The following is a 22,459-nucleotide window of genomic DNA, read 5'->3' as shown; positions in this document are numbered from 1 at the left end:
GAGGCTGTCCCGTCGTGACCACCGACCGGCAGCCCTCGGCGGAGGACCCGATCCGGGCGCTCACCCGCGCGTCGCACCAGCTCCCCGCCGACCGCGTCGGCGCGGCCGTCACGCGCGAGGCGCGCCGGCTCGGGGCACGCGAGGCGGTCGTCTACCTGTCCGACTACGCCCAGCACGAGCTGGTCCCCGTGCCGGGCGACGGGGTGCCGGCCCGCCAGGTGCTGACCATCGACGGCTCGCTGGCCGGCCGGGCGTTCCGCCGGGTGCTCCCGGTGCAGGGCCACGGCGCCGACGGTCAGGTGACCCTGTGGGTGCCCCTGCTCGACGGCGCCGAGCGGATCGGGGTGCTCGAGCTCGCGCTCCCCGCGGGACCGACGCCGGAGCTCGAGGACGAGTGCCGGTCCTTCGCCTCGCTGGTGGCCGAGCTGGTGGTCACCCGCGACGCCTACAGCGACGTGTTCTCCCGTCTGCGCCGCCGCCGGAGCCTGTCGCTGGCCGCGGAGATCCAGTGGGAGCTGCTGCCCCCGCTCACGTACGCCAGCGACCGCGTCGTCATCACCGGCGCCCTGGAGCCGGCCTACGACATCGGCGGGGACACCTTCGACTACGCGGTCAACGGCGCGCTCGTGGACCTCGTGGTGCTCGACGCCGTGGGCCACGGGCTGCCGGCGGTGCTGCTGGCCTCCGCGGCCGTCGGCGCGTACCGGCACGCGCGGCGGGACGGGCTGGACCTCCCCGACGTCGCGGCCGCCGTCGACGCCGTGATCGCCGGCCAGTTCCCCGACAGCCGGTTCGCCACCGCGGTCCTCGCCCGCCTCGACCTCGACAGCGGGGTGCTGCACTGGGTGAACTGCGGGCACCCGGAGCCGCTGCTGGTCCGCGAGGGCGTCCTGATCCGCCCACCGGCCTGCCGGCCGGCGCGGCCCCTGGGCCTGCAGGCGGCCGGGCCCGACCTCTGCCGGGTGCAGCTGCGGCCGGGCGACCGGGTGCTGCTGTACACCGACGGCATCGCCGAGGCCCGCTCGCCCGAGGGCGAGTTCTTCGGCGAGGAGCGGCTGGCCGACCTCGTCGTCCGCGCCGAGCTGGCCGGGGACCCGCCGCCGGAGACGATGCGCCGGCTCATGGGCAGCGTCATGGAGCACCAGGCCGGCCAGCTCCAGGACGACGCCAGCATCGTCATGGTCGAGTGGCGGACCGGCGCCGAGGAGCGGCTGCGGCTGTGAGCACGGCAGCGACGCAGGACCCCCGCCCCGAGGGGGACGCGACCCCCGCCGACGTCGTCGTCGGGCTCGTCGCCGCGCCCGGTGCCCCGGCCGAACTGGCCGGCGAGCTGGCCGCCGACCTGACCGGCGCGCTGCGCGAGCGCCATCCCGACGTGACCTGGGACCTGCGGGTGGTGGAGGACGGCCTGGTCCGGCCGCCGGCCGACGACGCCGAGATCGTGGCCGCCGCCCGCGACCGGCTGCTGGCCGAGGAGTGGGACCTCGCCGTCGTCGTCACCGACCTGCCGCTGTCGGTGGACCGGCGGACGGTGGTGGCCCACGCCAGCCCGGTGCACGGCGTCGCGGTGCTCTCGCTGCCGGCCCTGGGTGCGGTGGGCCGGCGCCGGCGCGCGCTGCAGACGACGATCGGGCTGGTCTGCACCCTGCTCGGGGACGACGCCGACGGGGAGGACGACCCGGCCGCACTGCGCCGCCGGGTGCGTGAGCTGGCCACCGACCCGGCCGACACCACCGAGGGCGTGCGCTTCACCGCCCGGGTGCTCACCGGCAACCTGCGGCTGCTGGTCGGGATGGTGCGCGCGAACCGGCCGTGGCGGCTGACCATCCAGCTGTCCCGCGCCCTGACGGCGGCGGTCGCCGCCGGTGTCTTCGCGCTGGTGACCGCCGACGTCTGGCGGCTGGCCGACCGCTTCGGGCTGCTGCGGCTGGCGGTGGTCGGGCTCGGCTCGGTGGTGGCCATCTGCGCGACGCTCGTCGTCGGGGCGCAGCTGTGGGAGCGGGCCCGCTCGCGCCGGGTGCGCAAGCAGGTGGCGCTGTTCAACCTGGCCACCACCGCCACCGTGGTGATCGGCGTGCTGACCCTCTACGCCGCGCTGTTCGCCCTGGCCCTGGCCGGGTCGCTGCTGCTGGTGCCCCCGGGGCTGTTCGCCGAGGGCCTCGGGCACGCCGCCCGGCTCGGCGACTACCTGGAGCTGGCCTGGCTGACCAGCTCGCTGGCGACCGTGGGCGGCGCGCTGGGGGCGGGACTGGAGTCCGACGAGGCGGTCCGCGAGGCGGCCTACACCCACCGGCCCGACGTGCACCGGCTCGACGTGCACCGGCCCGACGCGACGGGATGACCGGCGTGGCCCGGGCGGCCGGCGGGGGCGAGGATGACGTGTGACCATCGCCACACGGTTCGCCGCCGCGCTCGGCGCGGAGACGTCCGGGAGCCCCGGGCCCGCCGAGCTGCTGCCCGTCCGTCTCGCCCGGGCCTGCGCCGCCACGCTGGGCGTCGACGGCGCGGGGCTGTCGGTGGTCGACGCCGCCGGCACCCGCATCCCGCTCGGGTCGAGCTCCGCCTCCGCCGCGTGCGCCGAACGGCTGCAGTTCACCGTCGGCGCGGGGCCGTGCTGGGAGGCGCAGGAGACGCGGCAGCCGGTCTTCGCCCTGCTCGAGGACCTGCGGCGCCGCTGGCCGCCCTTCGCCGAGCTGCTCACCGCGCAGACGCCGTTCCGCGCCGTGGTCGCCCTGCCGCTGCGCGAGGACCTCGCCGGGGCCGGGGCGCTGGACCTCTTCGCCACCGACGACGCGCGGGTTCCCGACCTCGACGTCTTCGCGGCCATGGCGGTCGGCGAGCTGGTCACCGCCGCGCTCAGCGAGGCCGCCGTCTGGTCGGACTGGCCGGCCGACCGCGGCCCCGACTGGCTGCACGGCCCCGCCGCCCGCCGCCGGGCCGCCGTGCTGCGCGCGGCGGGGCGGGCGGCGATGGCGCTGGAGACCGATCCGGCGACCGCGCTGGACCTCCTGCGCGCCGCCGCCTACGCCGACGGACGCAGCCTGGAGGACGTCGCGGAGGACCTCGAGCACGGCCGGCTCGACGTGGGCCGGCTCGCGCCCGGCCACGGTCCCTGAGCACCGCCGTGTGACCGTTCCCGCAGGTCAGCGGCGGAATCCGGGTCCGCCCCCGGGTGCTGTACCTCCCGTGACCGCCGCGCCCCCGCCGTCCGCCGTCTCCGCTCCCCCGGCGCCCGCCCCGGCCCCCGTCCCCTCCCCCACCCGCCTGCTCGACGTCCGCACGGTCTACGCCGAGCCCGCCGCCCTCGAGTCCGCCCGCGGCCGCGAGGTGCTCGCCCGCTTCCCCGGCGCCGAGGTCGTCGAGGTGCCCTCGCACTGGCAGATCCCCGAGCTCAACGGCAACGAGGGCAACGTCGAGCGCTGGGTGCGGGTCAAGACCGAGACGCTGGTGCTCGGCGTCAAGAAGTCGCTGTCGGCCCGGCCCAACAGCCGCTCGTCGAACTGGATCGCGCCCTCGACGGCCAACGGCTGCGCGATGGCCTGCGCGTACTGCTACGTCCCGCGGCGCAAGGGCTTCGCCAACCCGATCACCGTCTTCACCAACATCGAGCAGATCACCGGCTACCTGCGCCGGCACGTCGCCCGGCAGGGCCCCAAGACCGAGCCCGACCAGTGCGACCCGGTCAGCTGGGTCTACGACATCGGCGAGAACAGCGACTGCTCGGTCGACGCGCTGGTCAGCGACAACGTCGCCGACCTGGTGGCCACCTTCCGCGGGCTGCCCACCGCCAAGGCGTCCTTCGCCACCAAGTACGTCAACCGCGACCTGCTCGACCTCGACCCGCAGGGCCGCACCCGCATCCGGTTCTCGCTCATGCCCGACACCGACTCGAGGGTGATCGACGTCCGGACCAGCCGCATCGCCGAGCGCGTCGCCGCCGTCGACGACTTCGTCGAGGCCGGCTACGAGGTGCACCTCAACCTCTCGCCGGTGGTGCTGCGCGACGGGTGGGAGGCCGACTGGGCGCAGCTGCTGCGGCAGCTCGACGACACCCTCTCCCCCGCGGCCAAGGCCCAGGCGGCGGCCGAGGTGATCATGCTGACCCACAACCGCGACCTGCACGAGGTGAACCTCGGCTGGCACCCCAAGGCCGAGGACCTGCTCTGGCGGCCGGACCTGCAGCAGCCCAAGCGCAGCCAGAACGGCCAGTGGAACGTCCGCTACCGCAACGACGTCAAGCGGGCCGGTGTCGAGCGGCTGCAGGAGCTCGTCGCCCACCACGCCCCGTGGCTGCGCATCCGCTACGCCTTCTGAGCACCGTGCGACCCGAGCCCCGCCCGACCGGCGTCCCGGGCCGGACGCGGCCGCCGTCTGTGGGACCCTTGCCGAGGACGACCGCCGGCACGCCCGGTGGCCACCGCAGCACCACAGGTCGGGGGGAGACCATGGCGCCCACGTCGAGGGCGGATCTGCCGACCCTCGCCGCACCGGCGCTCCTCGAGGCCCTGCCCGACACCGTGGTGGTCGCCGACGGGGCCGGGCGGATCGCCTACGTCAACCCCTCGGTCCACTCGCTGCTCGGGCACGACCCCGTGGACCTCGTGGGCCGGTCGCTCACTGTCCTCATGCCCGAACGCCTCCGCAGCAGCCACGGGGCGGGGTTCGACCGCTTCCGGCGGACGGGCGTCGGCGAGCTGGTCGGCTCCACGACACAGGTGCCGGCGCTGCACGCACGCGGGCACGAGGTCCCCATCGACCTGACCCTCTCCCGGCTGGACCCGGTGCCCGGGGCGGACCCGGAGGGCGCCGTGGTGGTGGCCGTGCTGCGCGACGCCAGCACGACGGTCCTGCTCGAGCGTCAGCTGCAGGTCAGCCGTTACCTGGCGGCCACGCTGCGGGTCACCGCGGCGCTCACCGAGGCGCCCGACGCCGACGCCGCCTTCGCCCGGCTGCTGGCGACGCTGTGCGCCGAGCTGGACTGGGACGCCGCCAGCCTGTGGGAGGCCGACGAGAGCACCGGCCTGCTGCGGTACACCAGCACCTGGACCGCACCGGGACGGGACGTCGGTGCCCTGCACGCCGGGACGGTCGGGCGGTCCCTCGCACGGGGTGAGGGGCTGCCGGGGCTGGCCTGGTCCTCCCGGGCGCCGGTCGTCATGGAGGACCTGTGGACCGACCTCCGGTTCCTCCGGGTCGCCGAGGCGCGGGCCGACGGCATCCGCACGGGCGTGGCCTTCCCCGTGCTGCGCGGGGGCGCCGTGGTGGCGGTCTGCGAGCTGTTCTCGCGGCCGTCGCGACCGGTGCCCGTCGAACTGCTCGACGTCCTCGCCCACGCCGGCCGGCAGATCGGCCAGTTCCTGGGCCGGCTGCGCGCCGAGTCCGACGTCCGGCACCTGGCCGACACCCTGCAGCGCAGCCTGCTGCCCTCGCACCTGCCGACGATCCCCGGGCTCGACGTCGCCGCCCGCTACCGGCCCGGGGGCGGGTCGGCCCTGGTCGGCGGCGACACCTACGACGTCACGCCCCTGCCCGACGGGCGGTGGATGGTGCTCATCGCCGACGTGTGCGGCACCGGCGCCGAAGCGGCCGCGGTGACCGCCCTCGCCCGCCACACGGCTCGTGCGGCCGCAGCGGCCGGGGACCCCGACGAGGTGCTCCGGGCGGTCAACGCGGCGCTGCTGCGGGAGCAGGCCTCCGGTCCGCTCCGGTTCGTGACCGCCTGCTGCCTGGTGCTCGAACCGCGGGACGACGGCGGCGCCCGTGCCGAGCTGAGCGTCGCGGGCCATCCGCTGCCGCTGCTGCGCGCCCCCGCGGGCTGGTCGGAGGTCGGCGAGCGGGACCTCCCGCTCGGTGTCGACGCCGACGCCCGGTTCCGGGTGCAGACCGTCCCCCTCGCGCCCGGCGCGGCCCTGGTCCTCTACACCGACGGCGTCACCGAGGCCCGCGACGACTCCGGCGTCCAGCTGGGCGAGGACGGGCTGATCGCCCTGCTCGACCGCCCCGGGGCGGTCGGCGCCGAGCACCTCGTCGAGCTGATCTCGAGCGGCGTGGCGGAACGGCTGCGGCAGTCCCGCTTCGAGGCCGACGACCTCGCCGTCCTGGCCCTGACGATCCCGTCCTGACCTCCGGCGCGACCTGCGGCGTTACGGTGGCGGGGTGGCACGGGTGCTGGTCGTCGGCGCGGGGCTCGGCGGCCTCGCCGCCGCGGCGCGGCTGGGTGCCCTCGGGCACCGGGTGACCGTGCTGGAGCAGTCCGGCGGCGTCGGCGGCAAGCTCGGCTGGTACGCCCGCGACGGTCACGCCTTCGACACCGGCCCGAGCCTGGTGACGCTGCCCCAGGTGCTGCGCGACCTGTTCGACGCCACCGGCGGGCCCTTGGAGGAGGCCGTCGACCTCGTCCGGCTCGACCCGGCCGTCGACTACCGGTTCGCCGACGGCACCCGGCTGGCGATGCCCGGGCACCGGGAGGCGGTCCCCGGCGCGCTCGACGCCGCCCTCGGCGAGGGCAGCGGCGCCCAGTGGCAGGCGCTGCTCGAGCGGGCCGAGGCGATGTGGGCGATCACCGAGCAGCCGTTCCTGCGGTCCCCGCTGCGGGGGGCGGCCACGCTCGCCCGGCTGGCCCGCGACCCGGCCGACGTCGCCGCCGTGGCGCCCTGGCAGACGTTGCGCGGTCTCGGGGCCCGCTACCTGCGCGACCCGCGGCTGCGGGTGCTGCTCGACCGCTACGCCACCTACTCCGGCTCCGACCCGCGGCGCGCGCCCGCGGTGCTGGCCACCGTCCCCCACGTCGAGCAGGCGTTCGGCTCCTGGTACGTCCGCGGCGGGCTGCACCGGCTGGCCGAGGCGGTCGCCGACCGGGCCCGCGAGCACGGCGCCGACGTCCGCACCGGCACCCCGGTCCGGCGGGTCCTGCGCGACGGCGGGCGGGTGTCCGGGGTGGAGCTGGCCGAGGGCGGCGAGATGACCGCCGACGTCGTCGTCTCCGGTGCCGACGCCACCGCCCTCTACGCCGGGCTGCTGCCGCCGGACCGGCGCACCCGCGCGGTGCGCCGCGGGCTGACCCGGGCCACGCCGTCGCTGTCGGGGTTCGTGCTGCTGCTCGCGCTGCGCGGCCGCACGCCCGGCCTGGCCCACCACACCGTGGCCTTCCCCGGCGACTACGACGCCGAGTTCGACGCCGTCTTCGGTACCGGCCGGCACCGCGGCCTGCCCTGCCCGGTGCCCGACCCGACCGTCTACGTCAGCGCCCCCGACGACCCCGCCACCCGTCCCGACGACGACAGCGAGTCGTGGTTCGTGCTGGTCAACGCGCCGCGGCACGACCCCGACGGCGGCGTCGACTGGGACACCCCCGGCCTGGCCGACCGCTACGCCATCCGGGTGCTCGACGTGATGGCCGCGCGCGGGCTCGACGTGCGCTCCCGCGTGCGCTGGTGCGTGGCGCGCACGCCGGCCGACCTCGCGCGGGAGACCGGCAGCGTGGGCGGCTCGATCTACGGCACGTCGAGCAACGGCGCCCGCGCGGCCTTCCTCCGGCCGGGCAACGCCGCCCCGGTGCGCGGGCTCTACCTGGTCGGCGGCTCGTCGCACCCCGGCGGTGGGCTGCCGCTGGTGACGCTGTCGGCGGAGATCGTCGCCGGGCTGGTCGGCCCGGCCTGAGGTCAGACGCCCGTGCCGTGCCGGCCCTCGCCGGCGGCGAAGCGGGCGGCGCCCGGCAGCGCGTCGACGGCGAGCGAGGTCAGCCCGTGGCGGAACTCGTCGCCAGGGCCGCGGGCTCGTCGAGTCCCTCCTGCTCGAGCAGCGAGGCGCGGTCCTCCCGCCGGCACGTCCGGGGCGAGGCGGCCGACCGGCGGCCAGCCCCGGTGCTGACGAGCGTGCTGCGCGCCGGTCCGGAGCTCGAGCGCCGGGTCGTGCGGCGGTGGGTCGAGCGGGTGGTGCTCCAGCGCGAGACGGTGCTGCTGGAGACCGACGGGCTGACCCGCCAGCAGCCGGCGCGGCGGTGACCGGTTCAGCCTGCCCTGGATGCTGCTGCACCTGGTCGAGGAGACCGCGCGGCACGCCGGGCACGCCGACCTGCTGCGCGAGCCGTGGACGGCGCCACCGGCGAGTGAGCGCCCGGCGTCAGCCCCGCGCCGCGCCGAGCCCCAGCACCGCGGCCAGCCCGAGGGCGCTGCGCGGCGCGTAGGCCGTCCGCCACAGCCCGCCGTGGACGGCGGCGTACGCCTCGTCCTGCCACGGCTGCCCGTGCCGCGGGCCGCCGCCGGTGTGCAGGTCGTGCACCAGCAGCGCGGCCATGAGCACGTTCGACGTCGCCGGCTCGAACACCTCGACGCCGAAGCGGTGCGCCCCGGCGTAGGCCGCGGCGAGCGCGCGGTTCTTCACCACCGAGCGGGTGCGCGTGGGCGGCGCGACGTTCATCGACACCGTCGCCCCGGCGGCCCGCGCGACGGTGGCCCGCCACCGCTGCAGCCGCTTGGCCAGCGCGTAGTTCGGGCCCTGCTGGGCGACCAGGCTGTCGCTGATCCCCGGGTCGGTGCCCGGCACGTAGGCGCGCTGCAGCAGCCGGCCGGCCGAGAGCGTCCGCAGCGGGCGGCCGAGCAGCTTCCCGGCCCGGGAGCGGCCGGCGTAGGCACGCACCGAGTGCTCGACGGCGTCGCCGGGGACGGCGAAGACGTCGGTGGGCGTGGCGAGGAAGGCCAGCGCGAGGTCGGGGCGGTCCCGCTGCAGCCGCAGGGTCAGCGCGTCGACGGCCGCCGAGACCCGCACGTTCGTGGCGCCGTCGGCGTAGACGTAGTCGCCGAGCACGGGGTCGCCGGGGAGCCCTGCCACCCAGTCACCCACGGCCGGGACCTCCCGCACCAGGTCGGCGCCCGCGGTGGCGGCGAGGTCGCCGTCGCCGGGACCGGCGGGGACCAGGAGGCGGCCGGCGCCGCGGCGGGCGGTGTCGAGCACCCGCCGCCACAGGTCCGGTCGCGGCAGGTCGACGCCGGCGACGGTGGCGCCCCAGCGCAGCAGCGCGGTCAGCGGTCCCATCTCCGCGCCGGCGCCGAGCACGACGACGGTGCGCCCGGGCAGCGCCAGCCACTCGGGGTGCGCGGCCACGGTGCGCACCGCGTCGGCCAGCGTCGGCTCGGCGATCCCGCGCTCGACCCAGGAGTCCACCTGGCGCAGCAGGTCGTCCCCGCGCAGCCGCCGGCCGTGGAAGGGCAGGGTGAACTCGCGCTCGGGCTCGGCGGTGCCGGCCACCTCGCGGGTCGCCGGCGTCCGCCCCGCGGCTGCGGCCGGCAGCGCGCGGAGGGGCTGCTCGCCGCCGTCGGCCACCTGCAGCCGGGCGTGGACGGCCTCCAGGCCCGCGCCGGCGACGGCCAGCGCCGCCTCCGGGGAGGCCAGCCCGGCCTCGACGAGGCGGCGGAAGTGCACAAGGTAGCCGGCCCGCCAGTTGGTCTCCGACTCGGCGGCGCGGGCGCCGGTGGGGTCGACCGGGCGCAGCGCGTCGGCCACCACCGCCCGGCCGACCGCCGCGGTGCTGCGCCGCCCGTCGGGTCCTGCCGGGAAGACGACGCCGGTGTCGTCGGTGCTCACGCGGGGCTCCTCGGTCCGTGGTGGTGGTCAGTCCGTGGTGGTGGGCGGCGGGTCGACCGGCGCCCCGGCCTCCAGCCAGCGCAGCAGGGTGCGTGCGCCGTACCCGGTGCCGCCCTTGACCACCTCGGCGTCGTCGGAGCCGGCCCGCGCGGGACCGGCGACGTCGAGGTGGGCCCAGGGCAGGTCGCCGGCGAACGGGCGCAGGAACAGCGCGGCGGTGGTCCCGCCCGGGTTGCCGGGCGCGTTGCCGGCGTCGGCGACGTCGCTGTGCAGCAGGTCGGCGTACGCCCCGTCCAGCGGCATGCGCCAGATCCGCTCGCCGGCGTGCAGCGCGGCGGTGGACAGCGCGGTGGCCAGCCCGTCGGTGGTGGCGTACAGCCCCGCCGTCCGGGCACCGAGGGCGACCCTCATCGCCCCGGTCAGCGTGGCGACGTCGACGAGCACCGTGGCGCCGAGCCGCAGGCGGGCGTGGGCCAGGCCGTCGGCGAGGACGATCCGGCCCTCCGCGTCGGTGTTCTGCACCTCGGTGGTGCGCCCGCCGACGTGCCGGACGACGTCGGCCGGCCGGTAGGACGACCCGGACACCGCGTTCTCCGCGGCCGGGACGACGGCGGTCACCGCGACCGGGAGCTCCAGGCGGGCGGCGGCGTCGAGCGCGGCGAGCACCGCCGCGCCCCCGGCCATGTCGGTCTTCATCTCGCGCATGCCGGCGGTGGGCTTGATCGACAGGCCGCCGGTGTCGAACGTGATGCCCTTGCCCACCAGCACGGGCCGGGCGGGTCCGGCGCCGGGCGGCTCGTAGGCGGCGACGACGACCCGCGGCGGGGACGCCGAGCCGCCGCCGACGGCGAGCACGCCGCCGAACCCGCCCGCGGTGAGTTCCTCGGGGCCCAGCACGGTGACGGTGACGTGCGGCAGGCCGGAGAGCCGCTCGAGCGCCTGCCGGGCCAGCCAGGCGGGGTCCTTGGTGTCGCTCGGGGTGTTGACCAGGTCGCGTGCCCAGGCGACCGCGGAGGCGGTGACCTCCCCGGCCCGGGTCGCGGTGACGACGGCGGGGTCGTCGGCGTCGGCGGCGACCAGCGTGACGGTGGCCAGCCGCAGCGGGTGCGGCCTGGAGGTCTCGCGGAAGCGGTAGCCGGCCAGCAGCGCGGCCTCGACCGCGGCGCGGACCTCGTCGGCCCCGGCGGGTGCGGCGGCGCCGTCGAGGGGCAGGACGAGCCGGGTGGCGCCGTGCTCGGCGAGGGTCTGCGCGCGGCGCACCGCGGTGGCGACGTAGCCGCGCAGGTGCGGCAGCGTGCCGTCGCCCTGGCCGACGGCGACGACGCTGCGCGGGCGGCGCCCGGGCACCGGCAGGTTGGTGATCGCGCCGGCCTTGCCGGTGTTGCCGGTGTCGCGCAGGGCGCCGGTCAGCAGCCGGGCGGGCACGGGCGCGAGGGTGCCGAAGGGCGGCGAGGTCAGCCAGGCCGGCAGCGTGCCGCCGGACCCGACCGGGACCGCGAGCACGTCGTCCTCGCCGAGCCGCGGCAGGCCGGGGAGCAGCTCGACCCGCGGCAAGGGGGCGGCCCCGGTCGCCGGCGTGCTGCCGGCGGCCGGGGCCGCGTCGTCCTGCGCGGGGCTGCCCGGGGGCAGGCTCGCGGCGACGTTCAGCTGGTCGCGCCCTTCAGTGCCTCGGAGAGCGCCGCGGCCTCGTCGGGCGACAGCTCGACGACGAGGCGACCGCCGCCCTCGAGCGGCACCCGCATGACCAGGCCGCGCCCCTCCTTGGTGACCTCCAGGGGACCTTCACCCGTGCGCGGCTTCATGGCCGCCATGCGTGCCTCCTTCGCCGACCACCCGCAACCCTGTGCGGCTGCGGTGTGGCTGTGTCTCGGTGCAGTGAGCTCCGCTATGCATGATCCCGTATCCCCGCTGCGGAACCAACCTGAGCCCCCGGGTGGGTGGCCCGGAAGCACGTGGCGACGTGGTCGTCGACCATGCCCGTGGCCTGCATGAGCGCGTAGGCGGTGGTGGGTCCGACGAACACGAACCCCCGCCGCTTGAGCTCCTTGGCCATCGCCGCCGACTCCGGGGTCGTGGCCGGGACGTCGGCCAGCGTGGCCGGGCGGGGCCGCGGCGCGGTGGGCGCGAAGGACCACAGCAGGGCCGACAGCCCCTCCGGGACCTGCTGCGCGGCCCGGGCGTTGCGGACGGCGGCGGCGATCTTCGCGCGGTTGCGGACGATGCCCGCGTCGGCCATCAGGCGGCCCTCGTCGTCGGCGGTGAACGCGGCGACGGCGTCGATGGCGAAGCCCGCGAAGGCGGCGCGGAAGGCGGGCCGCTTGCGCAGGATGGTGATCCAGGACAGGCCCGACTGGAACGCCTCGAGGCAGAGCCGCTCGAACAGCGCGTCGTCGCCGTGCAGCGGGGTGCCCCACTCCTCGTCGTGGTAGGTGACGTACTCGGGAGCGCTGTCCCCCCAGGCGCAGCGCACGCGGTCGTCGGTCGGCACGGACTCCACGGCGCGCACGCTAGCCCTCGGCGCCGACGGACCAGCCCTCACCCGTGGCCGTCGAGTGAGTCGCGACCCTGGTGGACGGGCCGCTGACCTGGGGATTCAGGTCGAGGCAGCGTGCTCCGAGCGGTAGGATTCGTACATGCGTTCGGGTGACCCGGTCGGCGGTGACGTCCTGGACGCCGTCGCCGCGCTGGTCGCCGAGCGCAACCGGATCGACGCCCGGCTGGCGCGTTCCGTGCGCGCTGCGGAGTTGTCCCAGGCGCCCGAGCGCGACGGACAGAGGTCGATGGCCGCCTGGCTGCGCGGGCACTGCCGGCTCTCGCCGGCCGAGGCCTCCCGGCTGGTGGGCAACGGCCGGGCGCCGGAGCACCTGCCCGCGTTGGGCGATGCCCATGACGCCGGGCTGGTGTCGGCCGAGCAGGTCGCGGTCGAGCAGCCGCACGGCGACCTGGTGCAGGTGGTGCAGCGCCATCTGGACGACCTCGACCCCGACGGCCCGGAACCCGACCCCACCGAGGGCCGCTCGCTGACCCTGGCGCGGCACACCGACGGCAGCCTGTCGATCCGCGGCGAGCTCGACACGGTCGGTGGGGAGACGTTCGCCGTCGCCCTGGAGTCCCTCACCCAGGCCGACCGCCCCGCCGGCGACGAGCGCAGCCGCGCCCAGCGCCTCGGTGACGCCCTGGTGCAGTCGTGCGACGACGCGCTGGCCGCGGGCGGCCTGCCGACGCTGCGGACGGTCGAGCCGCACGTCGGCCCGCATCGACCTCGACGACCTCGACGACCTCACCGACCCCGCGGTCGGCAAGAACGCCGCGACCCTCGGCTCCGGCGCGGTCCTCTCCGCCGCCCGCGCCCGCTGGCCGGCCTGCGACGGCACCGTCTCCCGCGTCGTGGTCGGCCCCGACGGCGTGCCGCTGGACCTCGGCCGCGAACACCGCCTCGCCGACCGCCACCTGCGCCGCGCGGTCGAACTGCGCGACGGCGGCTGCGTGTTCACCGGCTGCGCCGCCCCGACCTGGTGGGCCGACGTCCACCACCTCGTGCACCGGATCGACGGCGGCGAGACCAGCCTCGAGAACTCAGCGTTGCTCTGCGAACGCCACCACACCCAGGTCCACCACGGCTTCCGCGTCGAACGACGACCCGACGGTCGATGGCACACCTGGCGACCCGGCGGGTCACAGATCACCACTCCCGCGGCACTGTCGCCCGCCGCCTGACCGCGCCCTGCGGCGCGGACATCAGGGCACGGCAGCGCCCTCCGCCGCCTGGGCCGGGGTGTTGCGGCGGGTGGCGAGGACGCAGCCGGCGAGCACCAGCGGCAGGCCGACGGCGAGGCCGAGGGTGAACGGCTCGTCGAGCAGCAGGACGCCGGCGAGCACCGCGACCGCGGGGTTCACGAAGGTGATCACCAGCGCGCGCTGCGGCCCGACCTCGCGGATGAGCGCGAAGAACAGCACCAGGGCCAGCGCCGTGCACACGACCCCCAGGGCGGCGAGCGAGGCCAGCACGGTGGCCGGCGCGGCGGTCACCTGCCCGATCCGCGGGATGGCGAACGGTGCGTAGACGACGGCGGTGACCACCAGCGCGATGGAGCTGACCGCCACCCCGGGCACGTCGGCCAGCGCCCGGCTGGCCACCAGCGGCGCGGTCCCGTAGCCGATGACGACGAGGACGACGGCCAGCACCGGCAGCAGCGCGACGCCCTCGACGTCGAGACCGAGCAGCGCCGCGATGCCCACGACGCCCAGCCCCATCCCCGCGATCCGCACGGCGGTCAGCCGCTCCTCGTCGCCCAGCAGCCGCGCCGCCAGCGCCGCCACGAACGGCACCGAGGCCACCAGCAGCCCGGTGAGCGAGCTCGACAGCGACACCTCGGCGTAGGACAGCAGCAGCCACGGCGCGGTCATCTCCAGCACGGTGAACAGCAGCAGCGCCCGCCAGTGCCGCAGCGCCGGCCGCAGCTGGCCGCGGGCCACCGTCCACGGCACCAGCAGGGCCGCCCCGATCACGCACCGGGCGAAGACGACGACCACCGGCGACGCCTCCTCGACCGCCACCTTGATGAGCAGGTAGGGCACGCCCCAGATGACCGACATGGCCAGGAACAGCACCCACCCGCGACGACTCACCCCGCCATCCTCACCGACCCCGGACCCAGCCCCCGACGCGCCCTGCCGTTGCGCATCCCGGGCCACCGGGGTTGGACTGCCTGCCGTGGATCCCGCGCAGCGCTTCGCCCTCCTGGCGGAGGCCCTGTCCACCCGGCCCGGCGTCGGCCCGCCCGGCGCCGGCGAACGACGGGGCTTCGGCTCGACCGCCCTCACCGTGGACGGGTCGATCTTCGCGATGCTCGTCGGCGGGGCGCTGGTGCTCAAGCTGCCGCAGCACCGCGTCGAGGGGCTGGTCGCCGCCGGCACCGGACTCCCCTTCGCCGCGGCCAACGGCACCCCGATGCGCGAGTGGGTGGCCCTCGACCACGGCACGCCGGAGTCCGACCTCGCGCTGGCCGAGGAGGCCATGGCGTTCGTGGCCTCGCGCCGGCGCACGTAGCAGGTCCGTGGCCGCGCCTCGCTACCGTCGCGGCATGGGGTGGTCGGGATACGGGACCTTCGTCGTCCTCGCGGTCGTGCTGGTGCTCGTGCCGGGGCCCGACGTCGCGGTCGTCCTGCGCAACACGCTGGCCGGGGGCCGGGGACGCGGGTCGTGGAGCGCGGTCGGGATCACCGTCTCCAACGTCCTGCAGGGGACGGCGGCCGCGACCGGCCTGGCCGCGCTCGTCGTCCGGGTGGAGCCGCTGTTCCAGGCGATCCGCTGGGCCGGTGTCGCCTACCTCGCCTACCTGGCGCTGCAGGCGTTCACCTCGGCCGTGCGCGGCCGCTATCCCGACCTCGACGCCGGCGCGCCGGCGACCGGGCGGGCCGCGGTGACCGGCCTGCGGCAGGGGTTCCTCAGCAACGTCACCAACCCGAAGGTGCTCGCCTTCTACCTCGCGGTGCTGCCACAGTTCCTCGCGCCGGGCACGCCCGTCCCGGTCCTGCTGGCCTACGCGCTCACCCACGCCGCGCTGGGCCTGGTGTGGCTGCTCCTGCTGGCCGCCGGCCTGTCCCGGGCGCGGCGCGTGCTGGCCCGCCGCCCGGTCCGCCGGGCGCTCGACGCGTTCACCGGCTGCGCGCTGCTGGCCTTCGGCGCGCGGCTGGCGGTCTCGCGCAGCTGAGTCAGGCCACCGGCCAGGCCACCTCGACGTGCGGGGTGTCCGGGTCGACGTCGCGGTCGCTGAGGTAGACCTCCGCCGGACTGCCGGCCCGCTCCAGCCCCCGGGCGTCCACCCACGCGCCGACGGCGTCGTAGGCGCCGAGGATGCCGGGGAACTCCGCCTGCCCGCGGGACAGGCAGGTCACCGCCTCCCGGCCGGCCCGCTGCAGCCGGATGCGCAGCTCGCCGGCGGGGTCGACGCGGCCGGTGAACGGCTGCACCACCTCCACCGGTCCGTCGCCGTCCTCGGTGACCATGCCGTGGTAGACGACCCGCAGCCGGCCGGCCGGGGCCGCGCCTGACCGGGCCAGGTGGGCGGCGATCTCCTCCGACGCCCCGGTGACGAAGTCGTCCAGCTCGTCCACGGTCAGCCGCCGTTCGGCGGTCAGGACGGTCGCCTCGGGCACCTCGCGCAGTGACACCTCGTACACGTGCTCCTCCTCGGTGGGTTCGGCGGTCAGGGCGTCGACCAGGACGCGGCGGCGGCGGACGTCGTCCTCGACGGCGGCCCACCAGCGCGCCACGGCGGCGCGCCGCTGCGGCGGGTCCAGGTCGACGACGTCGCGCACCCGGGCCAGCGGCATGCCCGCGCGGCGCAGCGCGGCGATGAGCCGGGCCCGCCCGACCTGCCCGGCCGCGTAGCCGCGGTAGCCGCTGGACGGGTCGACCGCGTCGGGCAGCAGCAGCCCCTGCTCGGCGTAGAGCCGCAGCGCCTTGGCCGACAGCCGGGTCCGCCGCAGGAACTCGCCGGGCCGCAGCAGGGGATCGCTCATGCCACGAGCGTGCGGCACGCCCCTGGGGCGGGGTCCAGCGGAAGCACCGTTCCCCGCGAGGCGGTCCGGTTTCCGTGGCGGGCCGTCCGGGCAGCGCCCGGGGACCTGCGACGACGGGAGGCCCGTGTGGCCGACGCACTCCCCCGCCCCGCGCCCCGGCGCCGGCTGCTGGTCTCCGGCCTGCTGCTCGGCGCGGGCACCGCCGGGGCGGTCGACGAGATCGTGTTCCACCAGCTGCTGCACTGGCACCACTTCTACGACCGGGCCAGCGGCGCCGCCGGGCTGGTCTCCGACGGCCTGCTGCACGCCGCCACGTTCTCCGCGGCGGTCGCGGGCCTCGCGCTGCTGGCCGACGCCCGCCGGCGGGGACCGTTCCCCGCCGTGCTGTGGTGGGGCGCGGTGCTCACCGGGGCCGGCGCGTTCCAGCTCTGGGACGGCCTGGGCAACCACAAGCTCCTGCGGCTGCACCAGGTCCGCTACGGCGTTGACCTGACCGGCTACGACGTCGCGTGGGTGCTGCCCGGGGCCGCGCTCCTGGTGGCGGGCCTCGTGCTGCTCGCGCGGTCGCGGAGCCGGCCGGTGCCGCGCGCGTGACCGTCCTCCTCGCGCTCCTGCTCGCCGCCGCAGCCGGCTACGTCGCCGCCACCTGGCGCTGCCGCAGCCCCTGGCCGCTGGCGCGCACCGCCGCGTGGCTGGCCGGGCTGGCCGCCGCCGCGGTCGCCGTGGCCGGGCCGGGCGCGGCGCACGCCGACCTCCACGCGCACATGGCCGCGCACCTGCTGCTGGGCATGGTCGCCCCGGTGCTGCTCGTGCTGGCCGCCCCGGTGACCCTCGCCCTGCGGGCGCTGCCGCCACCGGCCGCGCGCCGCCTGTCCCGGCTGCTGCGCACCGCCCCGGCGCGCTGGGCCACCGACCCGCTGGTCGCCGTCCCGGTCAACGCCGCCGGCCTGTGGCTGCTGTACGGCACCGGGCTGCACACCGCCGTCGCGCACCGGCCGGCGCTGGCCGCCTTCGTCTGGCTGCACCTGCTGGTCGGCGGGTACCTCGCCACGGCCGCGGTGCTCGCCGTCGACCCGGCGCCGCACCGGCGGCCGGTGGCCGTCCGGGCGCTCGCCCTGGCCGGCGGGGCGGCCGCGCACGACGTCCTCGCCAAGGTCCTGTACGCGTACCCGCCCGCGGGCACGGTGGCTGCCGAGGAGGGCGCGCGGCTCATGTACGACGGCGGCACCGTGGTCACCCTGGCGACGGCGGCGCTGCTGTGGCGGCGCTGGTACGTCAGCCGCGAGGCGGTACGCGCGGCCGCTCAGCCGGCGTGACCGCGGGCGTACCGGGCGAACCGGCGCAGCGAGATCCGGAAGCCCAGCACCACGAACGGCTTCACCAGCGGCCACCCGAGCGAGCCGACGATCCCGAAGGGCAGCCACAGCCGCTCGGTCCAGACCAGGTCGGTGCCGTGAGGGGCCGGCGTCAGCTCGAAGATGCCCGGACCGCGGACGATCCGGCCGGTGTGCTGCACCACCACGCGGCGCGGCGGGTCCCACTCGGTGACGACCATCGTGTCCAGCACGCCGAGGTGCCGGCCGCGCCGCCACGGCAGCGGGACGCCGGTGCGGGCGGCCAGCCGGACACCCACGCCCTCGTCGTGCGCGGTGACCACCTCGACGTCGGTGGCCGGCATCCAGCGGCCCTGTGACCGCCAGTCGGTGAGGGCCGCCCACACCCGCTCCGGCGGCGCCTCGACCGCCACCGGCAGCACCAGCTCAGGCACCGTTCCGCGCTCCCTCGTCCACGTCCCGTCCTTCGCCCGTGGCCGCCGCGCCGGATGCAGGGGCCCCGGACGCGATGGCTCCCGCTGCTCCTCCGGCCGGCACGGTCAGCCCGGGGTCGGTGTCGGCGTCGGCGGCCCCGGCCGTCCGCTCGGAGCGCAGCGCCGCGATGACCTCGTCGCGCTCGTCGAGGGCCAGCGCCAGCTGCTCGAGCAGCCAGTCCACCTCGGTCATCCGGTAGCCGCGGACGGCCACCGACACCTGCAGCCCGCGCACGTCCTCCCCGGTCACCGGCCGCTCGTCGGGCAACTCGACCGGGGAGCGCTGCGGATCGGCCGGCGGCTGCGTCTCGCCGCGGCCGAGCAGGAACGAGCCGCCGAGGAACAGCAGCGCCCCGACGACGGCCACCGCGGCGATCCCGACGAGGAGGGACAGCACCGGCCCGCCTCAGCCCTCGACCGGCTCGACCGGCACGTTGAGCGGTGCCCGCATCCCCCCGCCGTTGTCGCCGGGGGCGCCGGCCGCCTCCGCCGCGCGGATGTGCGCGAGCACCTCGTCGACGTCGTCGGTGACGGTGAACAGGTCCAGGTCGCCGGCGCTGATCGTCCCCGACTCGAGCAGGCTGCCGCGGATCCAGTCGACCAGCCCCGACCAGTACTCGGTGCCGACGAGGACGACCGGGAAGCGGGTGACCTTGCGGGTCTGCACCAGCGTCAGCGCCTCGAACAGCTCGTCGAGCGTGCCGAACCCGCCGGGGAGGATGACGAAGGCCTGCGCGTACTTCACGAACATCGTCTTGCGCACGAAGAAGTAGCGGAAGCTGATGCCGACGTCGACCCACTCGTTGAGCTCCTGCTCGAACGGCAGCTCGATGCCCAGGCCCACCGACAGCCCGCCGGCCTCAGAGGCGCCGCGGTTGGCCGCCTCCATCGCGCCCGGCCCGCCGCCGGTGATGACGGCGTACCCGGCCCGCGCCAGCGCCGCACCGATGCGGACGCCGGCCTCGTAGTGGGGGTGGCCGGGCTTGGTGCGCGCGCTGCCGAACACGCTGACGGCGCGCGGCAGCTCGGCGAGCAGGCCGAAGCCCTCGACGAACTCCGACTGGATCCGCAGCACACGCCACGGGTCGGTGTGCACCCAGTCGGTCGGCCCGCGGCGGTCGAGGAGCCGCTGGTCGGTCGTCGTCCCGACCGTCAGCGCGTCCGGCTCCCCGCCACGCAGCATCACCGGGCCCCGGTGTCGCGTCGGGCGCGGGTTCCGGGCGCCGTCAGGCGGGGGGATGGTCGTCATGCGTTCGCTCCTCGGGCGGTCGGCTGCGACAGGTAGGCGGTCAGGGCGTCCTCGGCCGGCTGCAGGCGCTCGGCCAGCACGTGCTCCTCGCGGGTGTGCGCGAGCTTCGGGTCACCCGGGCCGTAGTTGACCGCCGGGATGCCGAGGGCGGCGAAGCGGGCGACGTCGGTCCAGCCCAGCTTGGCCCGGGCCGGCCGGCCGACGGCGGCGACGAAGGCCGTGGCGGCGGGCTCGCCCAGCCCCGGCAGCGCGCCGCCGGCGTTGTCGACGACGGTCAGCGTGGCCCCGGCGTCCACCGCGCCGGCGAACACCTCGCGCACGTGCGCCTCGGCGGCGTCCTCGTCCCGGTCGGGCGCGTAGCGGAAGTTGACCGTCACCCGGCACAGGTCCGGGACGACGTTGCCGGCCACCCCGCCCTCGATGCGGACGGCGTTGAGCCCCTCGCGGTAGGTGCAGCCGTCGATGTCGACCTCGCGGGCGCGGTAGCCGGCGAGCGTGGCGAGGATGCCCGCCGCGCCGTGGATCGCGTTGACGCCGAGCCAGCTGCGCGCCGAGTGCGCCCGGTGGCCGGGGACCTCGAGCACCGCCCGCAGCGTGCCCTGGCAGCCGGCCTCGATCTCGCCGTCGGTCGGTTCGAGCAGGACGGCGAGGTCGCCGTAGAGCCAGCCGCGGCGCTCGCGGACCACCCGGCCGAGGCCGCTCTTCACGGCCTCGACCTCCTCGTTGTCGTAGAAGACGAAGGTGAGGTCGTGCGCGGGCGCGGCGCCCGGGACGCCGAAGCGGCCGGCCAGCCGCAGCATCACCGCGTCCCCGGACTTCATGTCGCTGCTGCCGCAGCCGTACAGCCGCCCGTCCTCGAGCCGGCCGGGCACGTTGTCCGCGATCGGCACGGTGTCCAGGTGCCCGGCCAGGACGACGCGGGTGTCGCGGCCCAGGTTCGTGCGGGCCAGCACCGTGTCGCCGACCCGCTCGACCTCCAGCCCGCCGAGTGCCCGCAGCGCGGTCTCGACGGCGTCGGCCAGGGCGCGCTCGTCGCCGGAGACCGACGGGGTGTCCACCAGGACGCGGGTGAGGGTGAGGACGTCGGCGGAGAGGTCCAGGTCGGGCGCGCCGGTCACGGTGCCCGAGCCTACGGGCGGGCCGACCGCCGTCGCTGGGTAGCGTCGGGAGCGTGACCGCCTCTGCCGCCCGCTCCGCCGTCGCCGCCGGCCTCGCGACCATCACCTCCACCGGCACCGTCCTGGACACCTGGTACCCCTCCCCCGCCCTCGGCGGCGGCGACCGCGGCCCGGCCGGGACCCACCAGCTCGGCACGCTGGAGCTGGGCAGCGAGCTCGGCCACGAGTTCTCCGGCCTAGTGCACACCGACGACGCCCGCGGCGTGGAGGTGGTCTGCGTCCGGACGGTGATCGCCGACCTCGACGCCCCGCCGGTCGACACCCACGACGTCTACCTGCGGCTGCACCTGCTCTCCCACCGGCTCGTCCGCCCCCGCGAGCTCGACCTGGCCGGCGTCTTCGGCCTGCTCCCCAACGTCGCCTGGACCAGCGCCGGCCCCGTGCTGGCCACCGACCTGACGCCCGCGCGGCGGGCGACGCTGCGCGCCGCGCACGGGCACCTCACGGTGCTGTCGGTGGACAAGTTCCCGCGGATGGTCGACTACGTGCTGCCGCCCGGCGTGCGCGTGGCCGACGCCGACCGGGTGCGGCTGGGCGCGCACCTGGCCGAGGGGACGACGGTCATGCACGAGGGCTTCGTCAACTACAACGCCGGCACGCTGGGCCCCTCGATGGTCGAGGGGCGGATCAGCGCGGGCGTCGTCGTCGGCGCCGACAGCGACATCGGCGGCAGCGCGTCGATCATGGGCACGCTCTCCGGCGGCGGCCGGGAGGTCGTGTCGATCGGCAGCGGCTGCCTGCTCGGGGCCAACGCCGGCATCGGCATCTCCCTCGGCGACGGCTGCGTCGTCGAGGCGGGCTGCTACGTCACCGCCGGCTCGCGGATCACCCTGCCCGACGGCTCGGTGGTCAAGGCCCGCGAGCTCTCCGGCCGCGACGGCCTGCTGTTCCGCCGCAACAGCGTCTCCGGGGCGCTCGAGGCGCTGCCCCGCTCGGGCGAGTGGGGCGCCCTCAACGCCGCCCTGCACGCCAACTGAGACGTCGAGGAGCCCGTGTAGCGCTGTTGGCTCCTCAGGTGAGGTTCGCCGGCTCCGTGGCAGGGACGTCGAGGTGCTCGAGCAGCGCGACGACGAACTCCTGCGGCCGCTCCACGTGCGGGGAGTGCCCGACGCCGGGCAGCACCACCTCGCGGTAGGCGCCGCCGGAGGCCGCGTAGCGGTCCAGCACCGCGCGGGTCTGCGTGACCATCGGCTGCGGCGGGCAGACCTCCGCCCCCGGCCAGCCGGGCACCGCGCCGAGCTGCCCGAGGAAGGCCAGGTCGAACACCGAGGTGTCGGAGACGATCGCGTCGGCGTCGCCGCGGATCCACAGCACCGGCGGCTTGGCGGGCAGGTCGACGATCCCGGAGACGTCGAACACCGTCGGCGCCATCGTGTTGAGCACCCCGCGCGACCCCGGCGCCGTGCCCGGCCAGGTGTCGCTCGGGACGGCGTCGCCCGGGTAGTTGTCCTCGCCGGTGCGGGTGGAGAGCATCGAGGCGACGAAGACGTCCTCCAGCGCCGGGTCGAGCGGCAGCGAGCCGGGCGCCACGTAGTAGGCCCGCAGGATCGAGCGCGGGCTAGTCGCGGCGGCGTCGGTGGTGTCGCCGGCCGCGAGGGCGGCCACGAACTCCGGGTTGGCCGCACCCCCACCCGAGCCCGCGCCGTCGTCGGCCAGGCGCCGGCCCTCGGTGCCGACGGTGCCGCCGAAGCCGTAGGGCGACACGGGCGCCACCAGGGTCACCGAGGCCACCCGGTCCGGCGCGTCGAGCAGGTGCCGCAGGACGACGCCGGCGCCCATGCTCCAGCCGACCAGGTGCACCCGGTCCGGGCCGAGGGCGTCGAGCAGCGCGCCGAGGTCGTCGGCCCAGTCGCCGACCCCGCGGCGGGCGTCGACCGGCTGCGGGTCGGTGTCGCCGTAGCCGCGCAGGTCGACGGCGAGCACCCGGTGCCGGCCGGTCCCGTGCACCGCCAGCACCGTCTGCTGCCAGAACAGCGCGGAGCTGACGTTGCCGTGGACGAACACGATCGCCTCGCCGGGGCCCGCGGGGTCGGTGCCCTCCGGGTGCAGGACGTTCTGGGCGAGCCGCGCGGTGGGCACGCGGGTCGCTGCGATCCCGGGCAGCAGGACGTCGGGCAT

Annotated in this window: 24 protein-coding genes and 1 pseudogene; 14 read left to right on the top strand and 11 right to left on the bottom strand. The window is 76.9% G+C overall.

Annotation, left to right across the window (positions count from 1 at the left end; genetic code table 11):
• The first annotated feature begins 14 nt into the window (after nucleotides 1-14).
• The 7 genes from HLV61_RS00275 (at nucleotide 15) to HLV61_RS00245 (ending at nucleotide 8,003) form a co-directional block, all read left to right on the top strand.
• Complete coding sequence (locus HLV61_RS00275; RefSeq protein ID WP_369251788.1) at nucleotides 15-1,223, top strand: PP2C family protein-serine/threonine phosphatase; 1,209 nt, start codon at nucleotides 15-17, stop codon at nucleotides 1,221-1,223.
• The gene (locus HLV61_RS00270; protein ID WP_369251786.1) at nucleotides 1,220-2,341 is read left to right on the top strand and encodes a hypothetical protein; all 1,122 of its coding nucleotides are present in this window, start codon (nucleotides 1,220-1,222) and stop codon (nucleotides 2,339-2,341) included. Before HLV61_RS00275 ends, HLV61_RS00270 begins: the two co-directional genes overlap by 4 nt.
• A 40-nt stretch (nucleotides 2,342-2,381) precedes the next feature.
• Nucleotides 2,382-3,116 carry a GAF domain-containing protein gene (locus HLV61_RS00265; protein ID WP_369251784.1) on the top strand — a complete coding sequence of 245 codons (735 nt, stop codon included), beginning with the start codon at nucleotides 2,382-2,384 and terminating at the stop codon, nucleotides 3,114-3,116.
• A gap of 70 nt (nucleotides 3,117-3,186) precedes the next feature.
• Nucleotides 3,187-4,314, top strand: coding sequence for a spore photoproduct lyase family protein (locus HLV61_RS00260; RefSeq protein ID WP_369251782.1), 1,128 nt, complete (start codon nucleotides 3,187-3,189; stop codon nucleotides 4,312-4,314).
• A 131-nt stretch (nucleotides 4,315-4,445) separates the two neighbouring features.
• Complete coding sequence (locus HLV61_RS00255) at nucleotides 4,446-6,122, top strand: SpoIIE family protein phosphatase (RefSeq protein WP_369251780.1); 1,677 nt, start codon at nucleotides 4,446-4,448, stop codon at nucleotides 6,120-6,122.
• Between the two features lie 34 nt (nucleotides 6,123-6,156).
• Nucleotides 6,157-7,659 carry a phytoene desaturase family protein gene (locus HLV61_RS00250; protein WP_369251778.1) on the top strand — a complete coding sequence of 501 codons (1,503 nt, stop codon included), beginning with the start codon at nucleotides 6,157-6,159 and terminating at the stop codon, nucleotides 7,657-7,659.
• Nucleotides 7,660-7,745: 86 nt separating this feature from the next.
• A complete protein-coding gene (locus tag HLV61_RS00245; protein ID WP_369251776.1) occupies nucleotides 7,746-8,003 on the top strand; it encodes a hypothetical protein in 258 nt (85 codons plus the stop codon).
• Between the two features lie 118 nt (nucleotides 8,004-8,121).
• Here the strand turns inward: HLV61_RS00245 and HLV61_RS00240 are convergent, their stop codons facing one another.
• From HLV61_RS00240 to HLV61_RS00225, 4 genes are all read right to left on the bottom strand, one after another.
• The gene (locus HLV61_RS00240; protein WP_369251774.1) at nucleotides 8,122-9,582 is read right to left on the bottom strand and encodes a hypothetical protein; all 1,461 of its coding nucleotides are present in this window, start codon (nucleotides 9,580-9,582) and stop codon (nucleotides 8,122-8,124) included.
• Nucleotides 9,583-9,609: 27 nt separating this feature from the next.
• A complete protein-coding gene (locus HLV61_RS00235; protein ID WP_369251772.1) occupies nucleotides 9,610-11,136 on the bottom strand; it encodes a leucyl aminopeptidase family protein in 1,527 nt (508 codons plus the stop codon).
• Nucleotides 11,137-11,225: 89 nt separating this feature from the next.
• A complete protein-coding gene (locus HLV61_RS00230; protein ID WP_012947303.1) occupies nucleotides 11,226-11,393 on the bottom strand; it encodes a DUF3117 domain-containing protein in 168 nt (55 codons plus the stop codon).
• Nucleotides 11,394-11,467: 74 nt separating this feature from the next.
• The gene (locus tag HLV61_RS00225; RefSeq protein WP_369251770.1) at nucleotides 11,468-12,079 is read right to left on the bottom strand and encodes a DNA-3-methyladenine glycosylase I; all 612 of its coding nucleotides are present in this window, start codon (nucleotides 12,077-12,079) and stop codon (nucleotides 11,468-11,470) included.
• Nucleotides 12,080-12,215: 136 nt separating this feature from the next.
• Between HLV61_RS00225 and HLV61_RS00220 the strand changes: the two are divergent.
• A pseudogene (locus tag HLV61_RS00220) lies at nucleotides 12,216-12,767 on the top strand (DUF222 domain-containing protein); the annotation flags it as partial.
• A complete protein-coding gene (locus tag HLV61_RS00215; protein WP_369251768.1) occupies nucleotides 12,664-13,299 on the top strand; it encodes an HNH endonuclease signature motif containing protein in 636 nt (211 codons plus the stop codon). The pseudogene HLV61_RS00220 and the gene HLV61_RS00215, both read left to right, overlap by 104 nt.
• A 21-nt stretch (nucleotides 13,300-13,320) precedes the next feature.
• Here HLV61_RS00215 and HLV61_RS00210 read toward each other — a convergent pair whose 3' ends face one another.
• Complete coding sequence (locus tag HLV61_RS00210) at nucleotides 13,321-14,211, bottom strand: DMT family transporter (RefSeq protein ID WP_369251766.1); 891 nt, start codon at nucleotides 14,209-14,211, stop codon at nucleotides 13,321-13,323.
• Between the two features lie 85 nt (nucleotides 14,212-14,296).
• Between HLV61_RS00210 and HLV61_RS00205 the strand changes: the two genes are divergently transcribed.
• Nucleotides 14,297-14,632, top strand: coding sequence for a TfoX/Sxy family protein (locus tag HLV61_RS00205; protein WP_369251764.1), 336 nt, complete (start codon nucleotides 14,297-14,299; stop codon nucleotides 14,630-14,632).
• Nucleotides 14,633-14,666: 34 nt separating this feature from the next.
• Nucleotides 14,667-15,296, top strand: a complete 630-nt coding sequence (locus tag HLV61_RS00200) for a LysE family translocator (protein ID WP_369251762.1) — start codon at nucleotides 14,667-14,669, stop codon at nucleotides 15,294-15,296.
• A gap of 1 nt (nucleotide 15,297) precedes the next feature.
• Here HLV61_RS00200 and HLV61_RS00195 read toward each other — a convergent pair whose 3' ends face one another.
• Nucleotides 15,298-16,107: a MerR family transcriptional regulator gene (locus HLV61_RS00195; RefSeq protein WP_369251760.1), complete on the bottom strand. Its 810-nt coding sequence runs from the start codon at nucleotides 16,105-16,107 to the stop codon at nucleotides 15,298-15,300.
• 126 nt (nucleotides 16,108-16,233) lie between these two features.
• Between HLV61_RS00195 and HLV61_RS00190 the strand changes: the two genes are divergently transcribed.
• Both HLV61_RS00190 and HLV61_RS00185 read left to right on the top strand, forming a co-directional pair.
• On the top strand, nucleotides 16,234-16,701 hold the full coding sequence (locus HLV61_RS00190) for a DUF2243 domain-containing protein (RefSeq protein WP_369251758.1): 468 nt from the start codon (nucleotides 16,234-16,236) through the stop codon (nucleotides 16,699-16,701).
• Complete coding sequence (locus tag HLV61_RS00185; RefSeq protein ID WP_369251756.1) at nucleotides 16,698-17,423, top strand: cytochrome c oxidase assembly protein; 726 nt, start codon at nucleotides 16,698-16,700, stop codon at nucleotides 17,421-17,423. Before HLV61_RS00190 ends, HLV61_RS00185 begins: the two co-directional genes overlap by 4 nt.
• Here the strand turns inward: HLV61_RS00185 and HLV61_RS00180 are convergent.
• The 4 genes from HLV61_RS00180 to dapE are packed head-to-tail and all read right to left on the bottom strand — an operon-like array spanning nucleotide 17,411 to nucleotide 20,281.
• Nucleotides 17,411-17,875 (bottom strand): SRPBCC family protein, encoded by a 465-nt coding sequence (locus tag HLV61_RS00180; RefSeq protein WP_369251754.1) that lies wholly within the window; start codon nucleotides 17,873-17,875, stop codon nucleotides 17,411-17,413. The two genes, HLV61_RS00185 and HLV61_RS00180, sit on opposite strands and share 13 nt — an antisense overlap.
• Nucleotides 17,868-18,311 carry a DivIVA domain-containing protein gene (locus HLV61_RS00175; RefSeq protein ID WP_369251752.1) on the bottom strand — a complete coding sequence of 148 codons (444 nt, stop codon included), beginning with the start codon at nucleotides 18,309-18,311 and terminating at the stop codon, nucleotides 17,868-17,870. Before HLV61_RS00175 ends, HLV61_RS00180 begins: the two co-directional genes overlap by 8 nt.
• Nucleotides 18,312-18,320: 9 nt before the next feature.
• Nucleotides 18,321-19,163, bottom strand: coding sequence for a TIGR00730 family Rossman fold protein (locus HLV61_RS00170; protein ID WP_369251750.1), 843 nt, complete (start codon nucleotides 19,161-19,163; stop codon nucleotides 18,321-18,323).
• Complete coding sequence (gene dapE, locus HLV61_RS00165) at nucleotides 19,160-20,281, bottom strand: succinyl-diaminopimelate desuccinylase (protein WP_369251748.1); 1,122 nt, start codon at nucleotides 20,279-20,281, stop codon at nucleotides 19,160-19,162. The genes HLV61_RS00170 and dapE overlap by 4 nt, the downstream gene beginning before the upstream one ends.
• A gap of 53 nt (nucleotides 20,282-20,334) precedes the next feature.
• Between dapE and dapD the strand changes: the two genes are divergently transcribed.
• Complete coding sequence (gene dapD, locus HLV61_RS00160; protein ID WP_369251746.1) at nucleotides 20,335-21,318, top strand: 2,3,4,5-tetrahydropyridine-2,6-dicarboxylate N-succinyltransferase; 984 nt, start codon at nucleotides 20,335-20,337, stop codon at nucleotides 21,316-21,318.
• 34 nt (nucleotides 21,319-21,352) lie between these two features.
• On the opposite strand, the gene HLV61_RS00155 is transcribed toward dapD, so the two are convergent.
• The gene (locus HLV61_RS00155; protein ID WP_369251744.1) at nucleotides 21,353-22,459 is read right to left on the bottom strand and encodes an alpha/beta fold hydrolase; all 1,107 of its coding nucleotides are present in this window, start codon (nucleotides 22,457-22,459) and stop codon (nucleotides 21,353-21,355) included.

This window comes from Geodermatophilus amargosae, assembly GCF_041028265.1.
Taxonomy (GTDB): Bacteria; Actinomycetota; Actinomycetes; order Mycobacteriales; family Geodermatophilaceae; genus Geodermatophilus; species Geodermatophilus amargosae_A.
Note: the sequence above shows the minus strand (reverse complement) of the source record. Positions and strands in the feature narration are given on the sequence as shown.

Excerpts from the sequence above, each read along its gene's own strand:
- HLV61_RS00255 (WP_369251780.1), top strand. The coding sequence starts at position 4,446 with ATGGCGCCCACGTCGAGGGCGGATCTGCCGACCCTCGCCGCACCGGCG.
- HLV61_RS00195 (WP_369251760.1), bottom strand. The coding sequence starts at position 16,107 with ATGAGCGATCCCCTGCTGCGGCCCGGCGAGTTCCTGCGGCGGACCCGG.
- HLV61_RS00155 (WP_369251744.1), bottom strand. The coding sequence starts at position 22,459 with ATGCCCGACGTCCTGCTGCCCGGGATCGCAGCGACCCGCGTGCCCACC.
- HLV61_RS00200 (WP_369251762.1), top strand. The coding sequence starts at position 14,667 with ATGGGGTGGTCGGGATACGGGACCTTCGTCGTCCTCGCGGTCGTGCTG.
- HLV61_RS00230 (WP_012947303.1), bottom strand. The coding sequence starts at position 11,393 with ATGGCGGCCATGAAGCCGCGCACGGGTGAAGGTCCCCTGGAGGTCACC.
- HLV61_RS00170 (WP_369251750.1), bottom strand. The coding sequence starts at position 19,163 with ATGACGACCATCCCCCCGCCTGACGGCGCCCGGAACCCGCGCCCGACG.